This window comes from Nocardia citri (genome assembly GCF_054065835.1).
This window is the reverse complement of sequence record NZ_JBSUQM010000068.1, coordinates 1-874: the sequence shown is the minus strand read 5'-3', so window position 1 is coordinate 874 and position 874 is coordinate 1. Positions and strand designations below refer to the sequence as shown.

General features: G+C 66.2%; 1 protein-coding gene. It reads left to right on the top strand.

The features are described from left to right. Nucleotides 1–859 (top strand): ADP-ribosylglycohydrolase family protein (locus tag ACW2Q0_RS31120; RefSeq protein ID WP_457194494.1); only part of this gene is annotated, 859 nt, incomplete at its 5' end. Between the last annotated feature and the right edge of the window lie 15 nt (nt 860–874).

Here is an 874-nt window from a genome sequence, read left to right as displayed (position 1 = left end):
CGGACCGTGGGGGTGGACCGACGACACCGAGATGGCCTGCTCTGTGGTTACCGAGCTAAGTAGTCGCGGCGAGATCGACCAGGATCGGCTTGCCACCGCTTTCGCGCGACGCTTCGACCCAGGCCGTGACTACGGCTTCGCCACGGTCGCCACCTTACGCCGAGTCCGCGATGGCGTGCATTGGCGCACCGCGGCCGCAGCCGCGTTCGGTGACGAGGGTTCCTGTGGCAACGGTGCGGCCATGCGGGTTGCCCCGCTAGGTGCCTTTTATGCCGACGATCCGGAAAAGGCTGTCGCCGAAGCGGTCCGGTCGGCGCAGGTGACGCATCTGCATCCCGAAGGGGTCACCGGTGCCGTCGCGGTCGCACTCGCCGCAGCCCACGCCGCGCAAGCCCGACTCAATGGGACACGGCCCACACCAACCGAATTCATCACCAGCGTCCTGGAACGCCTCGACCACGGTGACACGACCCGGCTGATCCGCCACGCCCGCACCCTGCTCGCAGCCCCCGCCGCCGAAGCCGCGAAAGAACTCGGCAACGGATCCCTGGTCACCGCGCAGAACACAGTGCCATTCACGATATGGGTCGCAGCCACATATCTGCACGACTACCCGGCCGCAGTCACCACATGCATTGCCGCAGACGGAGATATCGACACCACCAGCGCCATCGCCGGCGGAATCGTCGCCGCCTACACCGGCAACCACACAGGCCCGATCGTCGGGATACCCCAAACATGGCTCGCCGCACGAGAAGCATTGCCCCACTGGTGCAACACGATCGATCGAACACGCGGGCGCAAGAACTCTGTATTCGGCCGCGCCCGACGATGGCTGTCCGGCGCATCGTCGAGATGAACACGATCGACCGGC